This window comes from Pasteurella sp. WM03, from assembly GCF_004570945.1.
GTDB lineage: Bacteria > Pseudomonadota > Gammaproteobacteria > Enterobacterales > Pasteurellaceae > Rodentibacter.
In genome coordinates this window covers 87,652-105,232 of sequence record NZ_SPPO01000004.1, presented here as the reverse complement: position 1 = coordinate 105,232, position 17,581 = coordinate 87,652, and the positions used below count along the sequence as shown (strand labels likewise).

17 protein-coding genes and 1 tRNA gene are annotated in these 17,581 nt (G+C 39.7%); 5 read left to right on the top strand and 13 right to left on the bottom strand.

Annotation, left to right across the window (positions count from 1 at the left end):
• Positions 1 to 111: 111 nt before the first annotated feature.
• Positions 112 to 876, bottom strand: a complete 765-nt coding sequence (gene tcdA, locus E4T92_RS05800; protein WP_167754019.1) for a tRNA cyclic N6-threonylcarbamoyladenosine(37) synthase TcdA — start codon at positions 874 to 876, stop codon at positions 112 to 114.
• Positions 876 to 1,988 (bottom strand): murein transglycosylase A, encoded by a 1,113-nt coding sequence (gene mltA / locus E4T92_RS05795; protein ID WP_135093796.1) that lies wholly within the window; start codon positions 1,986 to 1,988, stop codon positions 876 to 878. The genes tcdA and mltA overlap by 1 nt, the downstream gene beginning before the upstream one ends.
• Positions 1,989 to 2,180: 192 nt before the next feature.
• On the opposite strand from mltA, the gene E4T92_RS05790 reads away from it, so the two are divergent.
• Positions 2,181 to 2,257, top strand: a tRNA-Met gene (locus tag E4T92_RS05790).
• An 81-nt stretch (positions 2,258 to 2,338) separates the two neighbouring features.
• Here E4T92_RS05790 and rlmM read toward each other — a convergent pair.
• Together rlmM and E4T92_RS05780 are read right to left on the bottom strand one after the other, a co-directional pair.
• Complete coding sequence (rlmM, locus tag E4T92_RS05785) at positions 2,339 to 3,427, bottom strand: 23S rRNA (cytidine(2498)-2'-O)-methyltransferase RlmM (protein WP_135093795.1); 1,089 nt, start codon at positions 3,425 to 3,427, stop codon at positions 2,339 to 2,341.
• Positions 3,420 to 4,313 carry a transcriptional regulator GcvA gene (locus E4T92_RS05780; protein WP_077542206.1) on the bottom strand — a complete coding sequence of 298 codons (894 nt, stop codon included), beginning with the start codon at positions 4,311 to 4,313 and terminating at the stop codon, positions 3,420 to 3,422. Before E4T92_RS05780 ends, rlmM begins: the two co-directional genes overlap by 8 nt.
• A 465-nt stretch (positions 4,314 to 4,778) precedes the next feature.
• On the opposite strand from E4T92_RS05780, the gene E4T92_RS05775 reads away from it, so the two are divergent.
• On the top strand, positions 4,779 to 5,810 hold the full coding sequence (locus E4T92_RS05775; protein WP_135093794.1) for a branched-chain amino acid aminotransferase: 1,032 nt from the start codon (positions 4,779 to 4,781) through the stop codon (positions 5,808 to 5,810).
• A gap of 32 nt (positions 5,811 to 5,842) precedes the next feature.
• Here the strand turns inward: E4T92_RS05775 and purF are convergent, their stop codons facing one another.
• The 3 genes from purF to yfbV form a co-directional block, all read right to left on the bottom strand.
• Positions 5,843 to 7,360: an amidophosphoribosyltransferase gene (purF, locus tag E4T92_RS05770; protein ID WP_135093793.1), complete on the bottom strand. Its 1,518-nt coding sequence runs from the start codon at positions 7,358 to 7,360 to the stop codon at positions 5,843 to 5,845.
• A 10-nt stretch (positions 7,361 to 7,370) separates the two neighbouring features.
• The gene (locus E4T92_RS05765) at positions 7,371 to 7,862 is read right to left on the bottom strand and encodes a CvpA family protein (RefSeq protein ID WP_018356704.1); all 492 of its coding nucleotides are present in this window, start codon (positions 7,860 to 7,862) and stop codon (positions 7,371 to 7,373) included.
• A 98-nt stretch (positions 7,863 to 7,960) separates the two neighbouring features.
• Positions 7,961 to 8,404: a terminus macrodomain insulation protein YfbV gene (gene yfbV / locus E4T92_RS05760; RefSeq protein WP_135093792.1), complete on the bottom strand. Its 444-nt coding sequence runs from the start codon at positions 8,402 to 8,404 to the stop codon at positions 7,961 to 7,963.
• Positions 8,405 to 8,638: 234 nt separating this feature from the next.
• Between yfbV and E4T92_RS05755 the strand changes: the two genes are divergently transcribed.
• Positions 8,639 to 9,838 (top strand): acetate kinase, encoded by a 1,200-nt coding sequence (locus E4T92_RS05755; protein ID WP_135093791.1) that lies wholly within the window; start codon positions 8,639 to 8,641, stop codon positions 9,836 to 9,838.
• Positions 9,839 to 9,903: 65 nt separating this feature from the next.
• Positions 9,904 to 12,039: a phosphate acetyltransferase gene (gene pta / locus E4T92_RS05750; RefSeq protein WP_135093790.1), complete on the top strand. Its 2,136-nt coding sequence runs from the start codon at positions 9,904 to 9,906 to the stop codon at positions 12,037 to 12,039.
• A 74-nt stretch (positions 12,040 to 12,113) separates the two neighbouring features.
• Here pta and E4T92_RS05745 read toward each other — a convergent pair whose 3' ends face one another.
• Entirely contained in the window at positions 12,114 to 12,452 is a 339-nt protein-coding gene (locus tag E4T92_RS05745; RefSeq protein WP_135093789.1) for a hypothetical protein, read from the bottom strand.
• 9 nt (positions 12,453 to 12,461) lie between these two features.
• The gene (locus tag E4T92_RS05740; protein ID WP_135093788.1) at positions 12,462 to 12,686 is read right to left on the bottom strand and encodes a hypothetical protein; all 225 of its coding nucleotides are present in this window, start codon (positions 12,684 to 12,686) and stop codon (positions 12,462 to 12,464) included.
• Between the two features lie 106 nt (positions 12,687 to 12,792).
• On the opposite strand from E4T92_RS05740, the gene E4T92_RS05735 reads away from it, so the two are divergent.
• Entirely contained in the window at positions 12,793 to 13,044 is a 252-nt protein-coding gene (locus tag E4T92_RS05735) for a helix-turn-helix transcriptional regulator (protein WP_077542285.1), read from the top strand.
• Between the two features lie 335 nt (positions 13,045 to 13,379).
• On the opposite strand, the gene rnd is transcribed toward E4T92_RS05735, so the two are convergent.
• From rnd to tsaB, 4 genes are read right to left on the bottom strand one after another with little or no spacing between them, the layout of a single operon-like run.
• Positions 13,380 to 14,534 (bottom strand): ribonuclease D, encoded by a 1,155-nt coding sequence (rnd, locus tag E4T92_RS05730; RefSeq protein WP_135093787.1) that lies wholly within the window; start codon positions 14,532 to 14,534, stop codon positions 13,380 to 13,382.
• A 57-nt stretch (positions 14,535 to 14,591) separates the two neighbouring features.
• Positions 14,592 to 16,280 carry a long-chain-fatty-acid--CoA ligase FadD gene (gene fadD / locus E4T92_RS05725; protein ID WP_077542199.1) on the bottom strand — a complete coding sequence of 563 codons (1,689 nt, stop codon included), beginning with the start codon at positions 16,278 to 16,280 and terminating at the stop codon, positions 14,592 to 14,594.
• Positions 16,281 to 16,329: 49 nt separating this feature from the next.
• Complete coding sequence (locus E4T92_RS05720) at positions 16,330 to 16,908, bottom strand: Slp family lipoprotein (protein WP_348631402.1); 579 nt, start codon at positions 16,906 to 16,908, stop codon at positions 16,330 to 16,332.
• Positions 16,871 to 17,581, bottom strand: coding sequence for a tRNA (adenosine(37)-N6)-threonylcarbamoyltransferase complex dimerization subunit type 1 TsaB (gene tsaB, locus E4T92_RS05715; RefSeq protein WP_135093785.1), 711 nt, complete (start codon positions 17,579 to 17,581; stop codon positions 16,871 to 16,873). Before tsaB ends, E4T92_RS05720 begins: the two co-directional genes overlap by 38 nt.

The window sequence follows — 17,581 nt, the reverse complement described above, 5'->3', positions numbered from 1 at the left end:
GATTCTCAAATAGGCGTAAAAGCCTACACGCTTTAAAATAAATTGCAATGGTTTTATTTAAAAAGAAAGGCAACCTACGTTGCCTTCAATGTTAATGAAGTATTTTATATTCTACTTTCTCAACAATTTATCAATCACCCTCGAAACGGCAAAAAAGCCGAATGTGGCGGTGATCATAGTCGCTGCCCCAAACCCGTTAGCACAATTCATTGTAGCGGAGACGGTACAACCTTCACCCATTTTAGGAAAAATCAACGGTTGAGTAGAAAATACGGCGTCTATGCCAAACTTGCGTTGTGGATTTTGAGTAAAATTAAAATCCTTGCGTAAAACCGACCGCACTTTTGCCAACAAGGGATCTTGAATAGTCTTGCTTAAATCAGCAATTTGAATTTGTGTGGGATCCGTTTGTCCCCCAGCCCCCCCCACGGTGATAATTTTAATTTTATTACGTTTGCAATAGGCAATCATCGCCGCCTTGGTTTTAACATTATCAATGGCATCAATCACATAATCATAGCCTCGATTGAGATAATCCGTCTGATTATCGGGCATGATAAAGTCATCAATAATATTGACGATACATTCGGGATTAATCAGTTTTATCCGTTCCGCCATCACTTCCGTTTTAAGTTTGCCGATATTGCCGCTTAATGCCGGAAGTTGGCGGTTGATATTAGTCACACAAATATCGTCCATATCGATCAGGGTGAGCTGTCCAATTCCGGAACGGGCTAACGCTTCCACCACCCATGATCCCACCCCTCCAATCCCGATAACACATACGTGTGCTTGGCGAAGACGCTCTAATCCCTCCGGAGTATAAAGTCGCCCGATACCGCCAAAACGCTGTTCGTAGTTATCTATGCGTGCCATTATTGTAATACCCAAACACGTCCATAATGTTTTGAAAGTCCGGCAATATGCCCCGCCTGATCGTCAATGCCACGATATAAATCAAAATGATGTCCGTTTACCGCTCCACCAACATCTAATGCCACCATTAAATGTAATTTATGCGAACCTTTCCAATTACCATCATTATCAATATCAGGCACTTCTACCAATAAAACAGAACCCGATGGGATCACATTGCGATCGGAAGCCACCGCGGCCATTGGCACAAGTGGTACACCTGCGGAACCTTTTACTTTGCCACTCGGATCATTTTTGAAGAATACATAGGACGGATTACGCTCAAGTAAAGCCTGTACACGTGACGGATTCGCTTTTCCCCAATCACGAATAGCTTGAATTGACATTTTCTCTTTTGGGATCTCGCCATCTTCCACCAACAAACGACCAACGGCTTGATATTTAAAGCCATTTTGTCCGGCATAGGCAAAATAATTCAAATTACCGTTGCCAAAATCCACATAACCACTTCCCTGAACCCCGAGTAAGAAGTTATCAAGCATCGAATCACTATAAGCTAATTCTAATCCCTTTCCTGCCAAGGCGCCTGCATAAATTTGAGCACGAGAAAAACGTTTGTTTGCAGGCAACGCATAAATTGGGTGTTGAAATTTCCCTTGCGGGGAGCGGCGCGCATGAATTACGGGGGAATAATAGCCGGTCATTAAGACGTTTTGGTAACCATCAAAGCCTTTCATTATTTGTGGAGAAATTCCGTATTGGGACAATTCACTCACATCTGCGCCGGCAAGCACCCAGTTCGTAATTTTTTGATAGTTGCCATAAAAACGATCAGATAATCGCCCGGAATAGGCTTTTACATTAGAAAGTTGCGTTAAAAAATCCCCCTGATTTACGACCGCACTTTGATTCTCTACCTGTAATACCGGCGATAAAATGCTTTGTTGATAGCTGCGACCGCTGTATTTTGCACCAAATTTTTGAGGATCATCGCCTGTTGGTGTAAGAACTGATGAGCTACTTTTATTTGACGAACCACCACATGCCACCAAAATTGATGCAACCGCTAAAATAGAGAACGCTTTGATACCGAGACTTTTACGAAATTTCATACCTTATTCCTAAACAAAAATGAATTTTTATGAAACTGCATACGCTATCAAAAATTGCCTAAAACCACTAGCACTATTTCCTAATGATGTCTAATTTATCGTCGCTTTGTTTATTTAAACAACAAACACACAATAAACTTTTGTTGAAAGGTTGCAAAATTTTTTGAGTAGCGTATAGTGTGCGCCAACAGACGCGGGGTGGAGCAGCTTGGTAGCTCGTCGGGCTCATAACCCGAAGGCCGTCGGTTCAAATCCGGCCCCCGCAACCAGATTCTAAAGCACCGATTTTATCGGTGCTTTTTCATTACTCATCGCTGAAAGCATTTTCCCACATAAGGAAAATGCTTTTCTCATTTAATGACAATATGAACGGTAATTTCTTCTCTATCATGGTAGAGGTGCTTTGCCTGAATCTCAAAGGTCAACTTTTGCTTATCCAACATACTTTTAAGGTTTTCTAAGCATTGCATCACTTCTTGATAACGTTTTTTCATGGGTAACTTTAAATTAAAAATCGTTTCACGACACCAGCCCTCTACCAACCATTTGCCAATTAAATTGGCAATCCGGCTTGGCTGTTCCACCATATCGCACACTAGCCAATCCACTTTTTTGCGTTTTGGTGGCTGAAATTTAAAACCATCTTCCGCACAATGTTCGATTCGACCGGTTTCATGTAGGCTTTCTGCCATTTTTCCGTGATCCACAGCATACACAAATAGACCTCGTTTGACTAATTGATATGTCCATCCCCCTGGACAAGCCCCAAGATCAACCCCTATCATATTTTCATTGAATCGTTTTTCTTCTTCCTTTATAGGTATAAACGTTAAAATCGCTTCCTCAAGTTTCAACGTAGAACGGCTCGGGGCATCAGATGGAAACTTTAAACGAGGTATCCCCATAAAATGTTCAGAATGGTTATTGGTATAGGAATAACCTATATAGCAACAATTCGGCTTCACAAAAAAACAATGTAAAAACAGACCGCACTTTTGAGATTCATTAGCCATTAACCAACCTTTCTTTTTCAATGCTTGACGTAGTGGTACGGTAAATTTTCGACAAAAGGCTGAAAGTTCTTTGGATTCATTTGTATCCGCCATTTCAACTAAAATCATGTTTGATTGTTTCAAATTGACTTGTTCTGACAATGTCTCAAATTCAGAGATAATCGGGCTAATGCGATCAGCAGGATCAAGATTTTCTAATAAATTTGATACGACCAACATTTGTCGGACAAAAATTAGCTGATGAAAAGGAATTTCTCGGGCTAAGCGATCGGCCTCATTAGGTTGATAGCATTCAAAAATCACATAACCTGAATTTTCTTGTACTCGGGCAAAACCAAATATACCTAGGTTTGTTGCACGATCTGTCATTTCTGCCGCTACCTCTTTCTCAAAACCGGGACGACAATATAAAGCAAGTTTATTCATATTCTTCATTTTTTATTGCATTAATAATCCAATGTCGAAAGGCTTGGATTTGTTCATCATCAAGGCGATCAAGGTGATTCACCACATAAAAGGATTTTGGATCAGGCAAATTTGTTGGAAAGACAACTTTTAATGCGCCCTGCTCAATTTCTTGCAGTGCCAGTAAGCGATTTGCCAGCACGATACCCTGTCCATGAATCGCCGCTTGCAATGCCATAAATGTATGGCTAAATAAAGGACCTTGTTGGATATTTAATTCATCAAGCATCAGATAATCTGCCATCGCACGCCAATTATCGCGTGTATGAGTGTGAATTAAGGTGTGGTGTTTTAAATCTTCCTTACTATGAATTGGATTTTTCACCAATAATTCCGGTGAAGCGAGAATCAGTAAATTTTCTTTACCTAAGCGATCAACCTGCAAATTCTGCCAGTTTCCCCTACCGTAGTAAATCGCAAGATCGATTTCTTTATTTAATAATCCTTCATCTTGATCGACCCCTTTTAAACGAACTTCAATTTCAGGATGAAGCCGATTAAATTCGCTGAGATGAGGAACGAGCCATTGAATACCAAAAGTTTGTGGAACACCAATACTTAAGTGAGGATCATTTTTTAATATTAATAATTTTTCTGTAGCCTCATTAAGTTTTCTCAGAATTTTATTAATATCGACAAAATACGCTTTACCAAATTCGGTTAATTCTAAAGCGCGATTTTTACGTTTGAATAATTCAATGCCTAAAAAATCTTCTAACAGTTTAATCTGATGGCTCACCGCTGCCTGTGTCACAAAAAGCTCGTCCGCCGCTTTTGTAAAACTTAAATGTCGTGCGGCAGATTCAAAGGATTTCAGTGAATTCAAGGGAGGCAAACGTTTATACATAATGATTTCCAAAGATAATTTTTTCGTCTATAATGAGCAGGATTCAGTTCGGATTAGTTTTTCTAATCCCTCAGATAAAAAAACATCATTTGTTCTTCTTATCTCCACTTCCTACAATGCGCACATACTTAATGATTGGTAATTCCTTACTAGTTAATGAGTTTCGGACTTAAGTATGATGTTGTGTTTGCATAGAGTTCGGGAAACCGAACTTGAGTAACAAAATAGGTTACTCATTTACTTCCTGTATTACTTAAACCTTTTTGGTTAAACGCTGCTCATTAGAGTGGCGTTTTTTTTGCGTGGCATTCTAACATACTTCTCTTTTTTCTTCTTTGACTTTATGACGTTTATCCTTCCCCAAAATATTAAAAATCAAAAAAATTTCTGCGTTAAGGTTTAAATGCTCAGAATAATGATGTAGATTAAACGGTATTTCATTAACAATAAATAAAAGGAAGCAAAATGAAAGACTTAGATTGGAATAACCTTGGTTTTAATTATATTAAAACCGACTACCGTTTTATTGCTCATTGGAAAAATGGTCAATGGGATGAAGGCAAACTCACGACAGACAATACCCTCCATATTCACGAAGGTTCGACCGCACTTCACTATGGTCAACAATGTTTTGAAGGCTTAAAAGCCTATCGCTGTAAAGATGGTTCAATCAATTTATTCCGCCCAGAAGAAAATGCAAAGCGTATGCAGCGTACAGCGGATCGTCTCTTAATGCCACAAGTTCCTACGGAATTATTTGTTCGTGCCTGTAAAGAAGTGGTCAAAGCGAATGAAGAATGGGTTGGTCCTTATGGTTCAGGTGCAACTTTATATTTACGTCCATTCCTCATTGGCGTGGGAGAAAATATTGGTGTAAAAGCAGCACCTGAATTTATTTTCTCCGTCTTTTGCTGTCCGGTAGGCGCTTATTTTAAAGGTGGATTAACGCCGTCTAATTTCATCACAACCGAATACGACCGTGCAGCCCCGATGGGAACCGGCGGTGTGAAAGTGGGCGGTAACTACGCAGCAAGCTTACTTCCACATGAATTAGCTGTTGAGCAAGGTTCACAAGAACGAAAATTTGCCGATGCCATTTATCTTGATCCGAAAACTCATACTAAAATAGAAGAAGTGGGGGCGGCAAACTTCTTTGGTATCACCAAAGATAATAAATTTATTACCCCAACGTCAGAATCTATTCTACCGAGTATCACTAAATATTCCCTACTTTATATTGCCAAAGAACGTTTGGGTATGGAGGCGATAGAAGGAGATGTCTATATTGATCAGCTTGACCAATTTGCCGAAGCCGGAGCCTGTGGGACTGCGGCCGTTATTTCACCTGTTGGTGGCATTCAACACAAAGACAAATTCCACGTTTTCTATTCGGAAACCGAAGTCGGGCCGATTACCCGTAAACTTTACGATGAACTCACCGGTATTCAATTTGGTGATATTGAAGCACCGGAAGGCTGGATTGTGAAAGTTGAATGATAAAAAATGCGGTGAATTTTCACCGCACTTTTTTATCTCTCATTATGAATTTCTAAATTCGTCGCATCTTTTTCACGCTTTTTCTTCGCGGTATCATTACGTTGTGAGGCGATACTATCCAAGTATTCGGACGTAATATCCCCTGTGATATATTCACCGGTAAAGACTGAGCAATCAAATCCTTTAATTGCAGGATTTTCTTGCTGAACGGATTCAGTTAACGCATTAAGATCTTGGAAAATCAATTTATCGACACCAATCAACTTCGCAATTTCATCGACACTACGACCATTCGCAATAAGCTCATTTTTCGTTGGCATATCAATACCATACACGTTCGGGTAACGAATTTCCGGTGCGGCTGAAGCAAAATAAATTTTCTTCGCCCCTGCTGCTCGTGCCATTTCGACAATCTGTTCCGAGGTAGTGCCACGAACGATAGAATCATCTACCAATAGCACATTTTTATCTTTAAATTCCGCTTTAATCGTGTTCAATTTACGGCGAACAGAATTAATACGTTGTGCTTGCCCCGGCATAATAAAGGTACGACCTACATAGCGGTTTTTCACAAAGCCTTGACGATATGGTTTATTCAGCACATTAGAAATTTGTAACGCAATATCTGTTGAGGTTTCCGGCACAGGAATAACCACATCAATATTATCTAATTCATCTTGCCATTCTTGTGCAATTTTTTGTCCTAAACGTTCCCCCATATGCACACGTGCAGCATAGACGGAAACCCCATCCATGATTGAATCAGGACGGGCAAAATACACATATTCAAAAATACAGGGATTTAAGACCGCACTTTCAGCACATTGTCTGGAATAAAGTGAGCCATCAAAGGTCACATAAACGGCTTCCCCCGGTTCTATGTCACGAACAAAATCATAGCCGGCAACATCAAGTGCGACAGTTTCAGAGGCAAACATATATTCCGTTTTACCATTTTCTTCACGCAGCCCTAGCACTAAAGGACGGATACCAAAAGGGTCACGAAATGCCACCATACCATGACCGATAATCATCGCAAGACAAGCATAAGCGCCACGTACATCTTTATGGGTTTTGCTCACTGCATAAAAAATATCCTGAGGATCAAGATGATCTTGCGGGATATTGTCAAGGTGATTAGCAAAGATATTAAGAAGTAGCTCAGAATCAGAATTGGTATTCACATGACGGCGTGCGGTTTTAAACACTTTTTCTTTTAATTCTGCCGAATTCGTCAAGTTACCATTATGAACCAATGTGACCCCATAGGGTGAATTCACATAGAAAGGTTGTGCTTCTGAGACACTTGAGCTCCCTGCCGTGGGATAACGTACATGCCCCATACCCGCATTACCTTGTAACCGCAACATATGCTCATGTCTAAAAACATCGCTGACTAATCCATTTGCCTTACGCAAACGGAATCGATTTTCATCATCCACCGTCACAATTCCCGCGGCATCTTGTCCACGATGTTGCAACAATGTCAGTGCTGCATAAATAGATTCATTAACCGGACTTTGACTCACAATACCGACGATACCACACATTTTATAACCCTTATTGATTAAATGTTGAATTTAAGAAACTGGAGCTTGCTTGAAGCTGTTGGAAAAACCATTCAATAATAAACCCAAAGTGCGGAATCAACGTTGATTCTTTCCACCAATCGGTTTGTTCAAAATTCGTGAAGGTATCCAAGAAGAATAAGATCGCTGCGACAATTAGTGCACCACGTAATAAACCGAATGCTGCACCCAATACTCGATCAGTACCGCTTAATCCGGTTTTATCCACTAACTGTGCAATCACAAAATTGACGATACCACCAACAATTAATGTCAGAACAAACAAAATACCAATTGCCGTGCCATTACGCACGTACATGGACTCAATTTGCGTTAAATAGGTTGCAAGGTAAGGATAAAACTGACTTGCCACGATAAATGCAACGACCCAGCTGGCAAGTGATAATACTTCACGCACAAAACCACGGAGTAAACTGACAAGAATAGAAAAAGCGATAATACCAATGATAATGTAATCGATCATTAAAAAATCTCTCAATAAAAAAGAGCTGCATAAAGCAGCCTGCGTATTCTACAAAAAATAAAGCAAAAAAGAAAACGTTTGCGTAAGATTAATTTTGGCTAAATATCTTGCCAAAATGTTCGTTCTAATCGTTGCTCCGCTCTCTTTAACACTTCAGCCAAATGTTGATATGTCGGTTGACCTTCTACCCAAGGTAAAGGTTCATTGATTTTTTTTAGGCGTTCACAAATGTCGTAAAACCATACCGCACTTTGAGCATTTAGAGGGGATTTGGCACGTTTACCCAACCAATATAACCCTTGTAGTGGGATAAGCAAGGCAAAAAGTGCGGTCAAAATTGCGGTAGAAAATGCCATCATATCTTGTGTAGCATAAAGCTGTTGCCAAGCAATGGCAAACACGGCTATCAAAGGCATCGTCTTTTGCGCAAAGCCGGTTGCTTTTATGATTCGATTTTCAGGAAAAATGATTCCTAACTTTGCCTCTTTCGGCCATGTATTGAGATAAACCTGACCTTGTTTCAAAATAGAAAAAAACGACATAAAAAACGCCCTAAAAAAATAACCGCACCGATCATACTCTAGTTTATCGGCAATTTCTATCTCATCAAATAGAGGTAGATTTCACCTTTCTCTAATTGAAAACCTATTTTTCTTTCTCAATGAATTTATTTTATTCAATAAAAGGTGTATTCTATGCAGGCTTATGGTTTGTTCATAACATTTTCAGTGAATGAACAAATTTCTATCAACTATCAATCTACATATAGGTTTCTTATGTCAAAACTTGTTCTTATCCTTAACTGTGGTAGCTCATCATTAAAATTCTCAATCCTTGATCCTATTTCAGGCGATGAAAAATTATCAGGTTTAGCTGAAGCCTTCTATTTACCGGAAGCTCGCATTAAATGGAAATTGCACTGTGAAAAAGGACAAGCAGACTTAGGTGCAGGTGCGGCTCACGCAGAAGCATTAAACTTCATCGTTGAAAATATTTTCACCAAAGCGCCTGAATTACAAAATAGCATTTCTGCTATTGGTCACCGTATCGTCCACGGTGGTGAGAAATTTACAAAATCAGCGTTAATCACTGATGAAGTTGTCCATGAAATTGAAAATGCGATTCAATTTGCCCCATTGCATAACCCGGCTCATTTAATCGGTATTCGTGAAGCATTCAAATTATTCCCTGCACTAAAAGATAAAAATGTGGCGGTTTTTGATACGGCTTTCCATCAAACTATGCCTGAAGAAGCTTACTTATATGCATTACCATACTCTTTGTATAAAGAACATGGCGTTCGTCGCTACGGTGCTCACGGTACAAGCCATTATTATGTCAGCCGTGAAGCGGCAAAACGCTTGGGTATTTCGGAAGATAAAGTCAATGTTATCACTTGTCATTTAGGCAACGGTGGTTCTGTTTCTGCCATTCGTCATGGTGAGTGTATTGATACCTCAATGGGCTTAACTCCATTAGAAGGCTTAGTTATGGGGACCCGCTCTGGTGACATCGATCCGGCCATCATGTTCTATATGCACAAAACCCTAGGTATGTCTGTTGACGAAATCGAAACGACTTTAACCAAAAAATCAGGTCTTTTAGGCTTAACAGAAGTCACAAGCGACTGTCGCTATGCTGAAGATAACTATGAAAAAGAAGCACCGGCAAAACGAGCATTAGATGTATTTTGCTACCGTTTGGCAAAATATATCGGCTCTTACATGGCAGTTATCGGTGAACGCTTAGACGCTATCGTATTTACCGGCGGTATTGGTGAAAACTCTGCACATGTACGTGAAATCACATTAAATCACTTAAAACTGTTCGGTTACCAAATTGATGAAGAACGTAACCTAGCCGCACGCTTTGGTAATGAAGGCATTATCACTAAAGACGGTTCACCAATTGCAATTGTCATCCCGACTAATGAAGAGTTAGTCATTGCACAAGATACTGCAAGACTTTGTTTCTAATTTAACTACAAACTGCCGAATTTTTCGGCAGTTTTTCTTTACTACTCAATCAATTAAGGTTTGTTATGTCCCGTACAATTATCCTTATCCCTATTAGTGCCGGCGTTGGCTTAACCAGCGTAAGCCTAGGCTTAATCCAATCCCTTGAACAAAAAGGGGCGAAAGTAGGTTTTATGAAGCCTATTTCTCAGCCAAACTCTGGTGAAGATCAGTTAGATCGCACAACTTCCATCGTTCGTACCAGTACAACATTGGAAACAGCTGAACCTTTTATGCTCAGCGTCGCGGAATCACTAATCGGTCAAAATCAATCTGATGTATTATTGGAAAAAATCGTTGAAAATCATCAACAACTTTCAAAAAATAATGAAATTGTTGTAGTTGAAGGTTTAATTCCAACCCGTAAACATACGTATGCCAATAGCATTAACTATGAAATTGCCCAAGCACTGGATGCAGAAATTATTTTAGTTGCGGCGCCAGCGACAGAAACACCGGTAGAATTAAAAGAACGTGTCGAAGCTGCTGCCTCATTATTCGGGGGGAAAAACAACCCTAATTTATTAGGTGTTGTTGTGAATAAATTTAATGCGCCAATTGACGAATCTGGTCGTACCCGTCCTGATTTAACGGAAATTTTTGATTCTTTCCAACATAGCCACAATAGTGAAGCAGAATTAACAAAACTATTTACTAATAGCACAATTAAACTATTAGCCTGCGTACCTTGGTCTGCCGATTTGATTGCAACCCGCGCCATTGATTTAGTCAAACACTTGGGGGCAGCAATTATTAATGAAGGCGATATCAACCGCCGTATTCGTGGTATTACATTCTGTGCAAGAAGTTTACCTAATATGGTTGAGCATTTCCGTGCAGGTAGTTTATTAGTTGTATCCGCAGATCGCCCTGATGTGATTGTTGCCTCAGCACTCGCAGCATCAAATGGCGTAGAAATTGGCGGTATGCTATTAACCGGTGGCTATAAAATTGATGCTCAAATTAACAAACTTTGCCAACATGTTTTTGAAACAACAAAATTACCTATCTTCCGCATTGAAGGTAATACATGGCAAACAGCGTTGAATCTACAAAGTTTCAATCTTGAAGTGCCTGTTGATGATAAAGAACGCATTGAAAATATTAAAAGTTACATGAGCGAACAATTCGATGCAGAATTTATCAACGGTTTAGTCGCAGGTTCAACACGTTTACGCCGTTTATCTCCACCGGCATTCCGTTTCCAATTAACCGAATTGGCTCGAGCAGCGAAAAAACGTATCGTCCTCCCAGAAGGTGATGAACCCCGTACTATTAAAGCCGCTGCACTTTGTGCAGAGCGTGGTATTGCAGAATGTGTGTTATTGGCAGATCCAGCCTCTGTTCAACGTGTTGCAGAAGCACAAGGTGTGGAATTAGGTAAAGGTATCACCATCATCAACCCGGCTGATGTCTGTGAAAATTACGTGGATCGCTTAGTTGAACTTCGCAAAGCAAAAGGTATGACTGAAGCTGCTGCACGTGAGCAATTAGAAGATACCGTGGTACTCGGTACAATGATGCTAGAAGCAAACGAAGTGGACGGTTTAGTATCAGGTGCGGTTCACACCACTGCAAATACCATTCGTCCACCAATGCAAATCATTAAAACTGCACCGGGTAGCTCAATCGTTTCATCTATCTTCTTTATGCTATTGCCGGATCAAGTATTAGTCTATGGTGACTGTGCCGTAAACCCGGATCCGAATGCAGAACAATTAGCGGAAATTGCCATTCAATCGGCTGACTCGGCGAAAGCCTTTGGGATTGATCCGAAAGTGGCAATGATCTCCTACTCTACCGGCACATCTGGTAGTGGTGCCGATGTGGAAAAAGTAAAAGAAGCGACAAGAATTGCTAAGGAAAAACGTCCTGATCTATTAATCGATGGTCCGTTACAATACGACGCGGCAGTGATGGAAGATGTGGCTCGTTCCAAAGCACCAAATTCACCTGTTGCAGGTAAAGCAACCGTATTCGTATTCCCTGATTTAAACACCGGTAATACGACTTATAAAGCGGTACAACGCTCTGCTGATTTAGTCTCTATCGGCCCAATGCTGCAAGGTATGCGTAAACCGGTGAACGACCTCTCTCGTGGTGCATTAGTCGATGATATTGTGTACACCATTGCATTAACTGCAATTCAAGCGACACAATAAATGTTAAAAAATAATAAGGGATGCAACTGCATCCCTTCCTTAATAGCCTCAAAAACACGACTTAAAACCTTATACTAGCCGTTTTTTTCCATTAACCAACGTACATATTTTTCACGATCATAATCTCGTCCTTCTTCCAATTCAAAACCACAGGAAAAGCAAACACCTTCAATCACATTATTATCTTCACATTCCGGACATTCAACATAAAAATTGTCCTCCCCCGGTAACAAATGAACAATGGCTTCATAAAAATCCATTTCCTGTTCACAATCAGGACAATATAAAGAAATATTTGGATATTCTCCCGATTTCCAGTCAATATTCTTTGATTGGCAATGGCAACAAGAGGCATTTTTAACGAATATCTCTTTTACTTCTGAACTGGGAAAATCAATTTCTGAAATATTCATAGCATTTTTCTATATTTTTCTAGCTTTTCCGGTTTCCGGATTAACTTCAACTACAGTACAAACTCTGCTAATCATTGAAAATCGAAATCCTCCTGCTGTTTCATATATACATTTCGTATATCCCCCCCCTGCATCTCGTTCATCTACCAAGTTTGTAGGTTCCCAATCTGCCAACGCCATTGTAGAAAAACCACAAACCATCATTGCAATCGCCCATTTTTTAATTTGATACATTTTTTACCTCACAAAATAAATTCCAAATGAACCTAAAATAGGTTCGTAAAGATTATACTATGAACCTGAAATAGGTTCAATGAAATTTGCACCTAAAATAGGTGCTATGAGAAATTTAAGATTATCAATACATTCCGCCGAACATAGTTGGTTACGAGAAAAATTACTCAAACAACGGTTAAATTTAGGGCTTTCGCAACGGGCGCTAGGTGAAAAAATGGGCGTGCTATATTCTTTCATCGGTAAAGTTGAAACGGGCGATCGTCGTTTAGATGTATTTGAATTTATTGAGTATTGTCGAGGATTAGAGCTTGATCCGATAGAAATTCTATCTGAGATAGAACAACGTTTTAGATAAAAATCTAACAGAATCTCTCAAAAAAATGACCGCACTTTAATTAAATGCGGTCAATTTTTTATCATATTTCGGTATCATGTAGCAGTTGCACGATACTAATTTTGGAACTCGATTGTCAGGTATACTGCGAGTGTCCACTATAAAAAACAAGCAATTCTATGAATCATTAAACGGACGCACTCAGTGAGTCCCTATCAATTACGTTATTTAATATTGGATCGGATAATGATCGTCTTTAATTTTAGGATATTGGAAAAATAAACTTGTTGTACCCTAGGTATCTGCATTTTGTTGAAGTGTCTGCTTTGTGAAACTGCGACATAATGCCCATATTTTTAAAATTCTATCGATTTCAACAAAGCTAAAAGCTGTAACCCGATTTCTCTACGCCACCCTACCAATAAATCCGGTAATTTATCTTGCGATTCATGATATAACCAAGCCCACTTGATTAAATCCTCTAAACTTCGCTTACTTGCTAATATTTCTAATGTTAAGCCTTGTGGTGTTAATTCGTAGGCTTTTTCTTGTAGAAGACGAATCGCTTTCTTATACCGTGGATCATCAACAATACGTACAATCCGTTTTGGATAATCATAAGGAGAAACACGACGTGCTTGTGCTAAAAGTTGTAACATCTTCTTTCCACGTACCCGAACCTCGTTATTGGAAAGCCCTATTTCAAGCATTTCTGAGGTATTTCGTGGATTATATTTTGCAACCTTCCATAAACTTTCGGATTTCACCACATAAGAAAGCGCTAAATCACGCATCATCGCAACCTCCTGTCGCCACTTCGCTAAAATTTTCAATCTTGTGAGCTCTAACGGATTCAGCTTCCAAACATTGGGAATCTCTAAATAGGCTTTTTCGATATCACGATCCTGTAATTTCTTCGTTTTCATTAACGCAAGGTCACAGTCCGATTGTACCGCATTCTGCCAAGGGGTTGTGGATAATTCTTGTTGTAAGCAATGGTAAATAGGTAATAAATAATATACATCACCGGCAGCATATTGTAATTGCGTATCAGAAAGAGGGCGTTTCATCCAATTGGTTCTTGTTGCCCCTTTATCGACTTCAGTATTCAAATATTTCAATGCTAATTTTGCCAACCCTACAGAATTTCCTAATCCTAAGAAACGTGCCATGATTTGGGTATCTATCATCGGTTGAGGCAGTTGTTCAAACTCCTGTAAAAAAACAAGAAGATCTTCACTACAAGAATGGAGAATTTTCAATACATTGGAATCCGCAAGTAATGCAATAAAAGGAGAGAAATCAGTAATCGCTAAAGGGTCGATTAAAGAAATATGTTCTCCATCATAAATCTGGATAAGCCCCAGCTTCGGGAAATAAGTCGATACACGCATAAATTCAGTATCTAAAGCGACCACACTTTTTTGACGTGCCAGCTGACAAATTTCCACCAATGATTGATTTGTTGTAATTAAAGAAAAGTGCGGTTGATTTTCACATTGTTTTATCATGACATTATCTCTTCAAAAAATAAAAATGGGATATTGCTATCCCATAATTAATGCCGCTTAATGTGTGGCACGTTTGGCTAATTCTTCATCCCTTAGCACTCGACGCAAAATTTTTCCCACATTGGTTTTAGGGAGTTCCTCTCGGAATTCGATCTCTTTTGGTACTTTATAACCGGTCAAATGCTGTCGGCAATGCTGACGAAGTTCATCACGCGTAAGACTTTCGTCTTTTTTCACTACAAAAATTTTAATAGTTTCGCCTGAAACTTCATTCGGTACGCCAATCGCAACAACTTCAGAGACTTTGTAATTCAACATCACCACATCTTCAATTTCGTTAGGATACACATTAAAACCTGAGACTAAGATCATATCTTTTTTACGATCAACGATGCGTAAATTATAGGTATCATCCATAATGACAATATCGCCCGTTGCCATCCAGCCATCTTTAAGCACTTCAAGTGTGGCTTCCGGACGTTGCCAATAACCTTTCATAACCTGTTCACCTTTTACCCAAAGTTCACCGGCTTCCCCAATATTGGCCTCACTACCATCTTCTTTGATAATTTTTATGTCGGTATTTGGTACCGGCACCCCAATTGTTCCATTGTGTTTGACCACATTAATCGGACAAGCGGCAATAAGCGGCGAACATTCTGTCATCCCATAGCCTTCAATAATGCTACACCCCGTTAATTCATGCCAACGGGTCGCCACTGATTGCTGTACCGCCATTCCACCACCAACAGATAATTTTAAGGATGAAAAATCCACTTCTTTGAAATTTTCATTATTTAATAGCGCATTAAATAATGTATTCACCCCTGTAATGGCATGGAAAGGATATTTTTTCAGCTCTTTCACAAATCCATCAATATCTCTTGGATTGGTGATCAAAATAGCGGTAATCCCTAACTCGACAAACAGCAAACAATTTACTGTTAACGCAAAAACATGGTAAAGCGGTAAGGCAAGAATAGCCGTTCTTTGGCGATGATGATCACCCAAAAACGGATCGGCAATCCATTTTGCTTGAAAAACATTAGTAATAATATTGCCATGAGTCAACATCGCACCTTTCGCCACACCTGTCGTTCCCCCTGTATATTGTAAAAATGCTAAATCTTCCCTTTCCACCTGAGGACGTACATATTGGCGATATTTTCCAATACTCAGCACTTCGCGAAAGGTGACGGCATGAGGTAACTTATATTTTGGCACCAATTTCTTAACATATTTCACAATAAAATTAACAAGTGTGCGTTTACCAAAGGAAAGTTGGTCTCCCATTCGGGTTAAAATAACGTGTTTAATATTTGTGTTAAACACGATTTTCTCTAGGGTTGAAGCAAAATTTGAGACCACAACAATAGTTGTCGCCCCACTATCTTGTAATTGATGTTCCAGTTCTCTTGGGGTATAAAGCGGATTCACATTGACCACAATAAGGCCTGCACGTAATACACCAAATAACGCAATGGGGTATTGCAGCAAATTCGGCATCATCAATGCAACACGATCACCACGTTTTAATTTCAATTCATTTTGCAAATAAGCGGCGAAAGCACGGCTACGCTCTTCTAATTTTCTGAAAGTCAGCACCTGCCCCATATTAATATAGGCAGGACGATCGGGATGTTCACGTATTGCCTTTTCAAACATGTCCAAAATCGAGGCATATTTTGAGGTATCCAATTCCGTAGGTACACCTTCCGGATAATTTTGAAACCAACTTTTTTCCATTTTCTATCCTTTATATTTGCCATAAGGAAAAGTGGGGGGATTCTATCATCTAATATAAATAATAGCGAATTTGCGGCAGATAAAACCCATCATTACGCCAATAATGAGCACGATAAAACCGCCAATTCTCATCATAATCAGAATAATAATCTACGCCAACTTTCCACAATCTATAATTTTTTACATTAATCACCGGATAGACATACTCTGCTTGATCAACCTTTCCTACTTGTTGTTTCTTTAATATGCCACCTAACGTAATATATTGATTTTTAACGACCTCAGGATCAATAAATCCCTCAATATAGGCAATAAATCGACCGTTGCTATGAGCCTCCAACAAAGGTTTAGCATTCAGTGAGGAAACCGGCAGATTTAAAATCTCAAGTTCGGTTTGATTTTCTAATGCCGTGGCACGAATCACTTTACCTCCCAAGCGGATATGATGACAGGCACAGGCATAATCTTGCGTTTGAATTTGCATTAAATCCGTTCGAGTAAAATTTTCCGTTTCAAGCCCTTTAGGCGCACTCACGCAAGCAGTTAATCCTAAAAGTGCGGTTAAAAATAATCCTATTTTTTTAGCATCGCTATTCTCTCCCCGGTAATTTTTTCCACGCCACCGTATTACGTAAATACACAGGTTCAATATCCAAGGCTGAAACCGCTTTTCCCAGCCGCCAATCATTGAGAGCAAGAGGTAGCATTGACAATGCACGAGGCAATTCAATTTCAGAACCATTTTTCCCCTGCTGCTGAAATAGATCATAAGCCCGCCAGCCGGTTCCCACTAAAAAATCTTGTCCGGATTCCATTTGTTCTAAAGCTCTCAATGGCGAACAAACCTGTTCTGCAACAATTGTCTGCCAATCAAAAAACTCGCCAGAATTCGTCCGCACCTTTTGACGTTGGAGTCGGCAGAAATACACTTCATCCATTCGGGCATCAATCGCTGCGGCCACATTTTCCACTTGATATTGCTCAAACGCAGCCTGTGCCATCGCTGTTAAATTAGAAATAGGTAATACAGGTAAATCTGCCCCTAAGGCTAACCCTTGTGCGACACTGCAACCTACCCGTACCCCAGTAAAACTCCCCGGTCCTCGTCCGAATGCTAAAGCATCAAGCTGCGTTAAGCGAATCCCAGATTGAGCCAAGATCTCATCCACCATGGGTAAAATACGCTTTGTGTGGGAGCGCTGCGCCAATTCATTTATCTCCGTTTTCTCCCCTTTATAATAAAGGGCGACAGAACAGGCTTCTGTTGAAGTATCAAGTGCAAGTAAAGTTAAATGACTCAT